Here is a 12,328-nt window from a genome sequence, read left to right as displayed (position 1 = left end):
CCGCGTGAAATCCCCCCGCTCGGGGGGTGGACGGCAACGCCCAGACAGGGGAGAATTGGGCCGCTACCAGTGCGTAAGCATTCCAGCACAACAGGAACGGGGGGTTCGACGTAAACCGTCAAGCAATAGTTTCCCACCAGTTACCGAGCATTCTGGAAAGAATCTCGGATATATACGTTAGCCGATAGTCGACCCATTGCATACGAGAAATCCTCGGGCGTCTGTTAACACCTTCGGCTTGCCTACATATTTCAGATGGCGAAATACACGGGACGGAGTTCCGACGCCACACGCGTCCGATCTTGCTATTCACGGTTTCGACGAACATCGCGCCGGTGAACGACAAGCTCCCCCGCACGACTATTGAACGGATCGGACTTTGCCTGAATTGATTGAACCGACCGCAGCCGCGCCGCCACTACCGCGGGCGCATCTCACGTCGAAACGAACCGTTGCGGCATTGACCGTGCAGGCCCGATTCCTCGCCGCCGCACGCGAATTCCTGACCGCTGAGGGTTTCACCGAGCTGTTGCCGCCCATCATCGGCCCGGTCACCGACCCGGGGGCGCGCGGCGCGAAACAGGTGGATATCGACTACTACGGTCATCGCTACAAGCTGATGACCAGCGGCATTCTCTACAAGCAGGCGTCGCTGCTCGCCTTCGACAAGATCTTCCACGTGGCCCCGAACGTGCGGCTCGAGCCGCTGGAAACCGCGGTGACCCATCGGCATCTCGCGGAGTTCCATCAGCTCGATGTGGAGATCGCGAACGGGTCGCGCGAAGACGCCATGGACGTGGCCGAACGCCTCACCAAGCACGCGGTGGAATACGTCCTGAGCAGCGCCCAGCGCGAGCTGGAGATCCTGGACCGCGATCTCGAACAGTTGAAGCAGGTGCTCGCGGCGCCCTACGACCGCAGGCGGCACACCACCGCCGTGACCGAACTGCGCGACCTCGGCCACGACCAGCATGAGCACACCGAAATCGACTGGCAGGGTGAGGAAATCATCTCCGCGGCCGCCACCCGCCCGTTCTTCATCACCGACTACCCCAAGGGTTCACGCGGCTTCTACGACAGCGAGAACCCCGACGAGCCTGGCATGCTGCGCAACTTCGACCTGATCTTCCCCGGCGGCTTCGGCGAGATGATGAGCGGCAGCGAACGCGAGTCCGACTACCGCACGCTGCTCACCCGGATGCGCGAAACCGGCGAGAACCCAGCCAAATACGAGTGGTACCTCACCCTGGCCCGGGACGGACTCTCGCCGAGTGCGGGCTTCGGCCTCGGTGTCGAGCGGTTCACCCGATTCCTCGGCGGGCTCGACGCGGTCTGGCAGGCCACCGCCTACCCCAAAATCCCTGGGGAGCTACGTCCATGAGTGTGCTGTCGGCTCCTGGATTTCCCGAGCGGCAGGTGCGGGCGCGGGCGCGGACCGCGGCGGGTTCGGTGTTTCCGGACAATGCGCGGTACGGCTCGACCCTGTTCGGGCAGGGTCAGGACACAGACGCGCCGGGTGCGCAGGCGAGGGACGCGATCGACCACGCCCGGCTGGTGCCGCCCGTGTTCGTGCCGCTGCGCGCGGAGAAGATGTTCGACCTCGGCCGGGAACCGCTGGCCGGCGACGTCGATCTGAGTACCACCATCGGCGGTCTGCGCTCGACGCTGCCGGTGTATGTCTCCGCGTTCGGATCCACCGCCGTGGCCAACGGCGACCTGGGCGTCGCGGTCGCCGGGCAGGCCGGCGCGGCGGGCGTGCCGATGGTGATCGGCGAAAACATCGTGCCCGTCTCGGGATACGGGCGGATGGCCGACGAGGAACAGAGCTCACTGCTGCGTCGGCTCACCGAATACACCAAGCGGGCCGCCGACGATCTCGGCGGCGTGATCGTCCAGCAGAGCACCGAGGACGCCGACGCCGAGGTCTGGAACCTGGTGTACAGCGACCCGGCCAGCGAGCCGCTGCTGGCCACCGGTCGCCTCGCCTTCGAGCTGAAGGTCGGCCAGGGCGCGAAACCCGGCATCGGCGGCATGACCCTCATCCCCCGCGCACGCGCCGCGCATCTGTCGGCGCAGTACGACATCCTGGACATCTACGACGCCGCCGATGCCTCGGTGTTGCGCTCGGCCACCCCCGGCACCTTCACCGAGGAGATCCTGCGTCAGCAGATCCGGTTGATGCGCAACAACTATCCGCGCTGCCGTGTCTGGGTGAAGCTGCCGCCGGCCCGGGACGTGGCCGACGCCGCCGAGGTCGCCTGGGCGGCAGGCGCCGACGCGGTGACCATCGACGGCGCCGAGGCGGGCACCGGCTGGGCACCACACGGTTTCCTCGATCATGTCGGTCTGCCGTTGGCCGAATGTCTGCACCGCGTCGCCGACCGCGACCGGCACGACCACAGCCTGCTGGTCTCCGGAAGATGCTGGGAGGGAACCCGAGTCGTCAAATGCCTGGCCCTCGGCGCCTCGGCCGTCGGCCTCGGCCGGGCCGCGTTGGTCGCCGCCGACGAGAACGCCGATCATGGACTGACAAACCTGCTCGCCGCGTTCGACCTAGAACTCCGGCTCTTGATCAGCGCGCTCGGAAAGTACCGGACCGCCGATCTGGCCACCGAGGACATATGGTTCCCTGCTACCAACGAGAGGATGCGATGACTACAGAGCGACCATGGCGCGTGGCGGTTCTCGGCCCCGGCGGTGTCGGCGGGCTGGTCGGCGCGCTGCTGGCCCGCGCCGGGCACCGGGTGACCTTCCTCGGCGGAACCGTGACGGCGCGCACCGTGCAGGAGCACGGAATGCACGTGCGCAGTGCGATGTTCGGCGACTTCACCGTAAAAGCTCAGGCGGACACCGAGTTACGTGAACCCGTGGACCTGTGCCTGGTGACTGTCAAGCAGAACGCCCTGGCCGCGGCCGTCGACCGGGTGTCCCCTACTGTCCTCGGTGACGGCTTGGTTGTACCGCTGCTCAACGGAATCGAACATCCCGCGGCCCTCCGCGAGCGGTATCGCCCGGAACTGGTTGTACCCGGCGTGATACGGGTCGCGTCGAACCGCGTCGCACCAGGCTCCATCGAACACGGCAGCCCATTCATCGAGATCGATCTCGCCAGCGCCACCACCCCACCCGCACGCCTCGACGCCCTCGTCGCGCTCCTCAACGACGCTGGCGTACCAGCGAAAACACGCGACGACGAAGCCGCCATGCTCTGGGCCAAACTCTTCTTCCTCGCCCCCTTCGCCCTACTGACCACCCACCACCAATGTTCCGTCGGCACCCTGCGCACTGAACACCGCACCGAACTGGTCGACCTAGTCACCGAAATCGCCGCACTCAACCCCGCCTCCGATGTCGAAGCAGCCCTACGCTTCTACGACGCCTTCCCCCCGGAAGCCAAGTCGTCGATGCAACGCGACGCCGAAGCGGGCCGCCCCCTCGAACTAGACGCGATCGGCGGCGCCTTACTCCGCATCGCCCACCAACACACCACCCCGGTGCCCCTGACCGAGCGACTGGTCGCCGCCCTCACCCCGTTGAGCAACGGATCTTCCCCCACTCAGTAGAACGGCCGTTCACGGTCATTGACGCACCCGCCCCGGCCAACTCGGCGGCAAGGGCCGGCCCGATGCCTGACTCGAACCCGAAACGGGGGGTTTCGTTCACGCAGAAGGTAACCATCGCGGGGAGTGAGCGGAAGCCATAGCGTCGAGGGGTGGGTGCTACGCGGCGGCGGCCGTTGAAAACCGTTACCGGAGTGAGTGGTTCGGCGGAGGTATACGGTGCGGCGGTGGATCCGGGGCAGTCCACGGCGGCCTCGGCCATCGAGATCGCGAAACTGGCCGAGGCCAACGGGTTCGACGCGTTGTTTGCCGCGGATCTGTTGAGCTTCGGGGCGCAGGGAGCGATCGGGGCGCAGGAGCCGCTGATCTTCCTGTCCGCGTTGAGTGCGGTGACCACTCATGTCGGCCTGATCGCCACGGTGACAACAACTTTCCATCATCCGTACAACCTGGCCCGGCTGTTCGGCACCCTCGATCACGTCAGCAATGGGCGCGCCGCCTGGAACGCGGTCACCTCGTCGCTGGGCGAGGAGAACTACGGTGACCAGGATCTGCCGTCGCCGGAGGAACGGTACGAACGCGCCACGGAATCGCTCGAGGTCGTCAACGCGCTGTTCGACAGCTGGCGGCCCGGCGCGCTCACCCCGGACGGGCACGGCGGCGCCATCCTGGACGCGGATCTGGTCCGTCCGATCGATTACGAGGGCAAACACTTCACGGTGCGCGGACCGTTGAACATCCCGCCGTTACCGCAGCGACGCCCGGTGCAGTTCCAAGCCGGTCAGTCCGAGGCGGGCATCGAACTCGGGGCGCGCTTCGCCGAGGTCGTCTTCACCTCGCTGCCGACCCTCGACGACGCCATTACCTACACGAAGAAGATCCGCGCTCGCGCAGCCGAATTGGGGCGCGCGGACGGACTGCCGCTGATCATGAGTTCGTTTCACGCGACCTACGGCGCCTCCGAAGCCGAGGTCCGCCAACTGGTCCGCGAGCGCGCCGAGGCCACCGATTTCGACGCGGGTCGCATCGCGCTCGCCGATATGCTCGGTGGTGGCATCGACCTGTCCGAACTCCCCCTGGACCAGCCGATCCCGGAACAGGCACTGCCCGAACTACGTTCGATACACCGGCGGCGCGGCCGAGCCGAAATCTTCAGCGGCTTCGCCCGTTCCGGAAAAACACTGCGCGAGTTGATCATCGCGGCCAAGGACACCGGCCACTGGGCCGCCGCGGGCACCCCCGAACAACTCGCCGACGCGATCGCCGAACGCTACGACGCGGGCGTACTCGACGTGCTCAGCGTCGGCGGCCTCGCCGAACCGCGCACCCGCGACTTCCTCCTGAACGGCCTGCTCCCAGAACTTCGCCGCCGCAATATCATCGGCACCGACTACCTCGGCGCCACCTTCCGCGACAACCTCGAACTGCCTCCCCTACCTACGATCTGACACCTGGCGGACGCTGATCATGCCTCCGAAAATGGTGACAAGCACCTGCACCGCGGTCGGCCAATCGGTCAAGAAACCTGCCGGGATCGCGAGGACCGCCGCGGCCGCCAACTCCAGCCACGGCGGGCCCGTCGGGCGTGACTCCGCAGGCTGCGGTCCCGACTCTTCTTGGGGTGGTGTCGAATTCATGCCGACTCTGTTCCGCTCCCGGGCACTGCCGGCCCGGCTTCGAGCGACTCCAGCCGACTCGCGGTTTCGCTCGGTCGTGCGGCCCGCATGGCGAGCAGGTCGGCGATATACCGGTAACGCTTGATGTCTTCCCAGCTTTCGAGGTACAGCGTGCTGGTCGGTTGCGAGACACATACGACGTCGGGCAACTGCGGTTCGTTGAAGCGCAGATACAGGAACGCGCTGCCCGCGATCGCCTGCCCGCAGACCTCGTCGCCGACCACGTGCATGACGATGTTCGCTGTCTGAATCGCCTCCCCGAGGCGCTCGATCTGATTGCGCCACACCGTGGTACCGCCGATCGGCCTGCGCAGCGCGCTCTCCTCGACCAGAATCCACAGGTACGGTGCGCCGGGACGGCCGAGAATCTCCTGGCGCCGCAGTCGCACCTCGAGCAGCCGGTCGATCTCGCTCTCCGGCCGCTCCGGATAACGTAATCGCAGTGCCGCCCTGGCGTATTCCGGCGTCTGCAGCAGTTCGGGAACGACCGCGGGTTCGTAACAGCGAATCGTGCGGGCGGCCGACTCCAGGTTCAGCAACTCGAATCCCTTGGGCAGCGAATCACTGTCACGATGCCACCAGCCGGGCCGGTTGCCGAGTCGCACCAGCGACAGATACCTGTCGTGCTCCTCGGGATCGGTGACGCCGTAGAACTCCAGCAGCTTGATCACGTCGCAAGTTCGGAGCCCGACCATGCCGGATTCGATGCGACTGATCGTCGGGGCGGAAGTATGTATTCCGACCCCGACGTCCTGCTGGGTCAGCTTCCGTTCTTTGCGTAACTGCTGGAGTCGCGAGCCAAGCATCCGCCGGAGCACGGTCGGTACATCACCGATATTCGTGCTGTCCTGGGCGCTGGCCGGCTCGTCACGCGCATAGGCTCGATCTTTCTTCACCCTTCGAGTTTGGCATTTTCCCAGCCGACCGCGCTTGCGGATGTTCGTGCAAATGTGCGCACATTTGGGGCTGCTGTCCCCTACGACCGGCCAAGCAACGCAGACCCCTCTAGATTTAGCTCTGTGTCAGAGCTAATATGACGACATGGAAGCGCAGCTGGACACCGCGGCCCAGGTGGAGCTGGTCGGGCGACTGTTGAGTACCTTCGGCCGCTTCCGCCGACAGATCGGGCGGCTGGTCGGCCGATCCTTCGATCAGCCCGGCGTCAGCGCCTCGCAGGCGGAGTTTCTGCGCCTCGTCGGCCGCAACCCGCACATCTCGGTCAAGGCCGCGGCCACCGAAATGGGATTGGCCCCCAACAGCGTGTCGACCTTCGTCACCGCGCTGGTGAAGGCGGATCTGCTGGTGCGCGAACCGGATCCGGCCGACCGGCGCGCGACCCGGCTGAGCCTGCCCGCGCCGGTCCAGCGGACGGTCGACGAAACCCGCAGGCGCAGACACGGACTGGTCGCCGCCGCGCTCGACGAGCTGACCGCCGACGAACGCGAGCAGCTGATCCACGGCCTGGCGGTGGTCGGCAAGCTGACCGGCATCCTGCACGAGCACGAACAGAGGACACGGCGATGAGCACGAATTCCCTTGCCCCACCACAACACAGCCCGGCCGTCGAATGCACGGGCCTGACCCACCGCTACGGCGAGCACATCGTGGTCGACCAGGTGGACCTGCGCATCGAACGCGGCGAAGTCTTCGGCCTGCTCGGCCCCAACGGCGCGGGCAAGACCACCACGATCCGCCTGCTGACCACGCTGATGCCGGTACAGGAGGGCACCGTCCGGGTGCTCGGATTCGAGGTCGGGCGGCGCGATATCGATATCCGCTACAACCTCGGCTATGTACCGCAACAACTTTCGATCGAGGGTTCATTGACCGGCCGACAGAACGTGACCTGGTTCGCGCGACTGTTCGACGTACCCCGCCGCGCACGCGCCGAGCGGGTGGAAGAGGTCCTGTCCGCCATGGACCTGCTAGACGTGGCCGATCGGCTCGCCGCAGGCTACTCCGGCGGCATGGTCCGCCGACTGGAACTGGCCCAGGCCCTGGTCAATCGGCCCGCCCTGCTGATCCTCGACGAACCCACCGTCGGCCTGGATCCCATTGCCCGCGACAGCGTCTGGGACCGGGTGCGCGATCTGCGCCACCGCTTCGGCACCACGGTGCTGCTCACCACCCACTACATGGCCGAGGCCGATTTGCTGTGCGACCGAGTCGCGCTGCTGCACAAGGGAAAACTGCAGGCGGTCGGCTCCCCCACCGAACTCGAGGCGGCACTCGGCCCCGACGCCACCCTCGAAGACGTCTTCCGCCACCACGGCGCCGCGCTCGACGAGGACTCGACCACCGAAGGAGGGCTGCGTGGTGTCCGAAGCACCCGTCGAACCGCTCAACGCGCCGGCTGACTACCCGCCGCTGCGACTGGCCCCGCACGGCATCGGCCGACTGCGCGCCCTCGGCTCCCGGATCAACACCTTCGCGCTGGTCGAACTCCAGAAGCTGCGCCACGACCGCACCGAACTCGTCACGCGCGCAGTACAACCGGCACTCTGGATGCTGATCTTCGGCACCACTTTCGCCCGGCTGCACACCATCCCCACCGGGAACATGCCCTACCTGGATTTCCTCGCGCCGGGCATCATCGCGCAATCGGCACTGTTCATCGCGATCTTCTACGGCATCATGCTGATCTGGGACCGCGACGCCGGAATACTCAACAAGCTCATGGCCACCCCGACGCCCCGAGCCGCGCTCATCACCGGAAAATGCTTCGCCGCAGGGGTACGCGCGGTATCCCAGGTGCTGATCATCGTCGTGCTGTCACTGATCATGGGCGTGCACATGACGATGAACCCGCTGAAGCTGTTCGCCGCGGTAGTCGCCGTGCTCCTCGGCGCAACCTTCTTCGCATGCCTCTCGATGACCATCGCGGGTCTCGTGGTGAAACGAGACCGCCTGATGGGCATCGGCCAAGCGATCACCATGCCACTGTTCTTCGCCTCCAACGCCCTCTACCCCCTCGACCTGATGCCCACCTGGCTGCGCGCCATCAGCCACATCAACCCCCTCAGCTACGAAGTCGACGCACTGCGCGGACTCCTTATCGGCGGCACCTACCACCTCTGGACCGACCTGGGCGTTCTCGTCCTCGCGACCTTCCTCGGAATCGCCTGCGCCTCAGCCCTTCTCGGACGCCTCACCCGCTAGCGACCTGCTGGCACCTCGACCAGTCTTGTCGTCGAGAAAGCAGGATCCACACCCTCACTCGGGACCCGCCTCGCTCTAGGGCCCTATTCCAAGTGCGAATCCCGAGTGAGGGTGCGGATCCTGGCGCGCCGATGCCGCGCGCGGCGGGGGGTCCGGGGCGGATGCGAACCTGCTCGACTATCTGCCCGCGCTGCCGCAAAGTGCACACCTGGTAGTGCCCACCGGGCACCGCCGACAGGTTACTTCCAGTTCTTGCCGTGGTCCGGGCAGACCAACCCTCGATCGCACTGACCACAATTCAGGTGGTTCCCGAAGTCGGATCCCCCACCCTTTCCTTTGCACGCCTGACAATCCACCAGCGGGCGATTGCACTTGCATTTCAGACCGGCCACAGCGATTCTCCTTCGACTGTTTCGTTCACTACTTCGCCAGGGAACGGTATCGAGTCCGCCGCGGCTTGTCTGTCCTCCCGATGACTGACAGCAAAACGGTCGATTTGTCCACCGAACAACCGATACCGCGGCCTCAGCCGGACTGTCACAGTGGGGAGAAATCGCGGCCGGCGCGATGTTATTCCTACGATGTGACCGAGTTCGCAGCAGTAGCCTTTCCGCAACCGATTTGGAGTAAGCCAGTGACCGTGCAGGTCGACTATTACGATCTTCTCGGCGTCGAGCGCGACGCCTCGGCGGACACCATTCGTGACGCCCACAAACGAGCAACCCGCATTTGGACCAAACGGACCGCGAGCGCGGATCAGAGCACGCGCCAGGAAGCCGAGACGAAGACGAGCCTGCTGCGTCAGGCATTCGACATCCTGCTCGAGCCGCCGAAGCGACAAGCCTATGACCGCGACCTGAACGCGGGCGGCGTCGCGGCACCGGCGGCGGTGCAGGGTGGCGGCGATTGGGTCGCCAAGGCCCGCGCGGCGCTCGGCCGCGGCGACTACCGCAATGCCGCCTACGCGGCCAGGGAAGCGACCCACACCGCCGGAAACTCGCCCGAGGCGTGGATCATTCGCGCCCGAGCCAATGCTGGCCTCGGGCAGTTGCAGGACGCGATCTACGAGGCCAGGCAGGCCACGACCATCGCGCCGAACAACCCCGACTACCTGTTCCAGACCGCCCTGATCCAAGAGCAGATGGGGCAGTGGTCCGACGCGCTGAACAGCTATCAAGCCGCCGCACGGCTCGCGCCGAACGAGTACATCTACCAGGTCGCCATCGGCGGGGTCTATCTGCAACACGGCCAGGTCGACAAGGCGCTCGAAGTGATCGAACCGGTCTACGCCGCCCATCGTGACGTGCCGCTGGTCGCCTATTACCTCGCCAGCGCGCTACTCGACAAGGCCGAGCAGACTCCGCGCGTGCAGAACAACGACTCCTACGCGGCGACCTCACCGGCCGAGATCGCCACCATGCGCGAGCTCACCACCCGCGCCGAGAGCCTGCCCACCGATGATCTCGACATCGCCAACCGTGCGCGCGACATCCTGTCGTACCTCGCCCGTATGGAGGAGATGACCTGGCAGGTTCCCGGCCTGTTCGGCTTCTCCAGCCTGCGGGCGGTCGGCATTCCCCTGGCTGCCGTGGTCCTGGCTTTCATTCTGTTCAGTTCCGGCGCGGCCGGTGTCGGTTTCCTGTCGATCCTGGCAGCCGGCGGCATCGGATTCCTCGTCTACAAGACCTGCTGGGTGCCCCGTTGGAAAGCGGCAAGTCAGTTGGCACGATGAGCGCACGCGTTATCGGTATCGATCTCGGCACCACCTATTCGGCCGTCGCCGCGATAAATCAGGCAGGAATACCGGAGATAATCCCGAATCGCGACGGTGCCAGTCTGACACCTTCGGTGGTCTTGTTCGACGGTTCCGACATCGTCGTCGGAACCAAGGCGAAAAGGCAATTGAGCGCTTTCCCGCTGGATACCGTGCAGTTCATCAAGCGGCAGATGGGAAATCCCGACTACCGATTCTTCCCGGAGTCGACCGATGGCGAATATCGGCCGGAGGAGATCTCGGCCTTGATTCTCAAATCCCTGGTGTCCAATGCCGGGCGCGAACTCACCGAATACGTCGCCGACGCGGTCATCACCGTGCCCGCGTACTTCGACGAGGCGCAGCGCACCGCGACACGGCAGGCGGGCGAGATCGCCGGAATCAATGTCATCGGCATCGTGAACGAGCCGACAGCGGCGGCGGTGAGCTTCGGGCTCGGCCGCGACTACGCCGGCACCCTGCTCGTCGTCGATCTGGGCGGCGGTACCCTCGACGTCACCGTAATGTGTTGCGGTAGCGACACTTTCGACGTGCTCGCGGTCGGCGGCGACCCACAGCTGGGCGGCTACGATTTCGATAACGCGATCATCACCTGGGCGCGGGCGGAATTCGAGCGCGCGGGCGGTGCGCGTTTCGAGGAGGATTCCACTGCGGGGGCGCAACTGCGCGAACGCGCCGAGGACGCCAAGCGGCGACTGTCGACCGCCGAGTCGGCCACCATCTTCATCACCCACCAGGACCATTCCGCGAAATTGCGGCTGACCCGGGCCGAATTCGTCGAGCTGTCTCGCCATCTGCTCACTCGCTGCGAATATCTCGTCGAAGAAGCCGTGGAATTGGCTGGGCTCACCTACCGCGACCTCGACAAGGTGCTGTTGGTCGGCGGTTCGACGCGCATGCCGATGGTGCGTGACCTCGTCGAACGGGTCACGGGCAGGTCCGCCGATGTCTCGATCCATCCCGACGAGGCGGTCGCGCTCGGCGCCGCGATCATCGGCGAACTCCGGCACGCGGAGTCGGCGGGCCGGCCGCCGGCCCTGGCCGGTCGACGCACTGTTGCGATTCGCGATGTGGTGTCGCACGGTCTGGGTGTGGTGGCCGACAACGAGCACGGCGTGCCGTCCAACGCGATGGTCGTGCGACCCAACATGACCGTGCCGTGCCAGATCACCGCCGATTGGTTCGCAACCGTCGTAGATCGCCAGGAGTTGCTGTTCTTGCAGGTCACCGAAGGTGACGAGAACGGCGTCGACCCCAAATACGTGCGTATTCTCGGCACCGCCCAACTCACCCTCGCCCAACGACCGGCCGGTTCCCCGATCCGAGTCGTCTTCTCCTGCGACCTCGACGGCACGCTGCACATCGAGGTGGTCGACCTCGTTGACGGAACCAACCTGGGCGAAATGGAGATCGCACGCGACGCCAACCTCACGGCGACCCAAGTCGAAGCCAGTCGCTTCGAACTGAACTGGACGAAGGTGACATGACCGACAACACCGTCGCCGACCAACTCGACAGCCTCCGAACAGAATTGGCCGGTCTGTCCGAACTCTTCAAACGTCGCCTCCTCGACGACCGCGGCTACCGCCAACTCGTCGAATCCCTGCAACTCCGCGCCGCCACCGCCGAAGCGGGCCTCGGCGCCGAATACCTCCTCCCGGTCGTGCTGCAACTCACCCGCCTGATCGACCGAGCCGACCAGCACACCCCTGACCCCTTCGTCACCTCCCTGATCGAGGAACTCCACGTCATCCTGGAAACCTGCGGCGTCCACCCCTTCGGCCACCCCGGCGAATCGATCGACCCCGAAACCCACGAAATCCGCTCCCTTCGAGGCGAACCCGACGGAAACCTCCACGTAGACAACCTGATTCGCCGCGGCTACACATACCTGGGCAGGGTGGTCCGCCCGGCGCTGGTGGACGCGGTCTACGGTCAGTCCGACAACGACCCCGCTACCGGCGCACCACCCGGTGAACACACTCGGTGCCGCCGGTGAGGGTGCGGGTCTTTAGTGATACCGGTCGGGGGATGCTCCGGACCGACTTGTGTTCGGCGAGGGGTGAACTGGTGAAACGTTGGGCATCGGACGACTCTTTGAAGTACTGTCCAGACACATGTCCAGCGTGCATCTGGACAGGCTGCTGAGAGGATTTCCG

General features: G+C 65.7%; 11 protein-coding genes. 10 read left to right on the top strand and 1 reads right to left on the bottom strand.

From position 1 onward, the window contains the following. Positions 1-379: 379 nt before the first annotated feature. From ACIBCN_RS27690 to ACIBCN_RS27675, 4 genes are all read left to right on the top strand, one after another. Positions 380-1,381, top strand: a complete 1,002-nt coding sequence (locus tag ACIBCN_RS27690) for an asparagine synthetase A (RefSeq protein ID WP_396994602.1) — start codon at positions 380-382, stop codon at positions 1,379-1,381. Continuing rightward, on the top strand, positions 1,378-2,655 hold the full coding sequence (locus ACIBCN_RS27685; RefSeq protein WP_396994601.1) for a glutamate synthase-related protein: 1,278 nt from the start codon (positions 1,378-1,380) through the stop codon (positions 2,653-2,655). Before ACIBCN_RS27690 ends, ACIBCN_RS27685 begins: the two co-directional genes overlap by 4 nt. Continuing rightward, complete coding sequence (locus tag ACIBCN_RS27680) at positions 2,652-3,563, top strand: ketopantoate reductase family protein (RefSeq protein WP_396994600.1); 912 nt, start codon at positions 2,652-2,654, stop codon at positions 3,561-3,563. The genes ACIBCN_RS27685 and ACIBCN_RS27680 overlap by 4 nt, the downstream gene beginning before the upstream one ends. Before the next feature lie 149 nt (positions 3,564-3,712). Next, positions 3,713-5,008, top strand: a complete 1,296-nt coding sequence (locus ACIBCN_RS27675) for an NtaA/DmoA family FMN-dependent monooxygenase (RefSeq protein ID WP_396994599.1) — start codon at positions 3,713-3,715, stop codon at positions 5,006-5,008. A gap of 185 nt (positions 5,009-5,193) precedes the next feature. On the opposite strand, the gene ACIBCN_RS27670 is transcribed toward ACIBCN_RS27675, so the two are convergent. Next, a complete protein-coding gene (locus ACIBCN_RS27670) occupies positions 5,194-6,132 on the bottom strand; it encodes a helix-turn-helix domain-containing protein (RefSeq protein WP_396994598.1) in 939 nt (312 codons plus the stop codon). 145 nt (positions 6,133-6,277) lie between these two features. Here ACIBCN_RS27670 and ACIBCN_RS27665 point away from each other — a divergent pair, with 145 nt between their 5' ends. The 6 genes from ACIBCN_RS27665 to grpE all read left to right on the top strand — a co-directional run bounded on the left by ACIBCN_RS27665 (position 6,278) and on the right by grpE (position 12,168). After that, positions 6,278-6,760, top strand: a complete 483-nt coding sequence (locus ACIBCN_RS27665; RefSeq protein WP_396994597.1) for a MarR family winged helix-turn-helix transcriptional regulator — start codon at positions 6,278-6,280, stop codon at positions 6,758-6,760. Continuing rightward, complete coding sequence (locus ACIBCN_RS27660) at positions 6,757-7,593, top strand: ATP-binding cassette domain-containing protein (protein WP_396994596.1); 837 nt, start codon at positions 6,757-6,759, stop codon at positions 7,591-7,593. The genes ACIBCN_RS27665 and ACIBCN_RS27660 overlap by 4 nt, the downstream gene beginning before the upstream one ends. Beyond that, entirely contained in the window at positions 7,553-8,395 is an 843-nt protein-coding gene (locus ACIBCN_RS27655; RefSeq protein WP_396994595.1) for an ABC transporter permease, read from the top strand. Before ACIBCN_RS27660 ends, ACIBCN_RS27655 begins: the two co-directional genes overlap by 41 nt. Before the next feature lie 472 nt (positions 8,396-8,867). Then, positions 8,868-10,127, top strand: a complete 1,260-nt coding sequence (locus tag ACIBCN_RS27650) for a tetratricopeptide repeat protein (protein ID WP_396994594.1) — start codon at positions 8,868-8,870, stop codon at positions 10,125-10,127. After that, positions 10,124-11,656 carry an Hsp70 family protein gene (locus ACIBCN_RS27645; RefSeq protein WP_396994593.1) on the top strand — a complete coding sequence of 511 codons (1,533 nt, stop codon included), beginning with the start codon at positions 10,124-10,126 and terminating at the stop codon, positions 11,654-11,656. The genes ACIBCN_RS27650 and ACIBCN_RS27645 overlap by 4 nt, the downstream gene beginning before the upstream one ends. Next, a complete protein-coding gene (gene grpE, locus ACIBCN_RS27640) occupies positions 11,653-12,168 on the top strand; it encodes a nucleotide exchange factor GrpE (protein WP_396994592.1) in 516 nt (171 codons plus the stop codon). Before ACIBCN_RS27645 ends, grpE begins: the two co-directional genes overlap by 4 nt. Positions 12,169-12,328 lie beyond the last annotated feature (160 nt).

The organism is Nocardia sp. NPDC051052, assembly GCF_044456045.1.
Taxonomy (GTDB): domain Bacteria; phylum Actinomycetota; class Actinomycetes; order Mycobacteriales; family Mycobacteriaceae; genus Nocardia.
Note: the sequence above shows the minus strand (reverse complement) of the source record. Positions and strands in the feature narration are given on the sequence as shown.